Raw genomic sequence first — 249 nt, 5'->3', positions numbered from 1 at the left:
CGCCAGAGGCGCTGCTTGCCAGCGACAATGTGCATGACAACAGTCGTGCCTATTTCCTGGCCGAACGTCAGGCCGAGGTGCCGGGCATATGAAGATCCTCGTATACGGAATCAACTACTCGCCGGAATTAACCGGCATCGGGAAATACACCGGCGAGATGGTCGAGTGGATGGCGAGCCAGGGACATGACGTGCGGGTCATTACCGCGCCGCCGTACTACCCGGAGTGGAAAGTCGGGGAGCGCTACTC

1 protein-coding gene is annotated in these 249 nt (G+C 59.8%); it reads left to right on the top strand.

All coding sequences use genetic code 11. The annotated features are described in order from the left end of the window. Positions 1-88: 88 nt before the first annotated feature. The coding region (locus RG959_RS24650) for a glycosyltransferase (RefSeq protein ID WP_342799352.1) at positions 89-249 on the top strand (161 nt) is incomplete at its 3' end.

Source organism: Domibacillus sp. 8LH, from assembly GCF_038806185.1.
Lineage (GTDB): Bacteria > Bacillota > Bacilli > Bacillales > Domibacillaceae > Domibacillus > Domibacillus indicus_A.
This window is presented reverse-complemented; position numbering and strand designations above follow the sequence as displayed.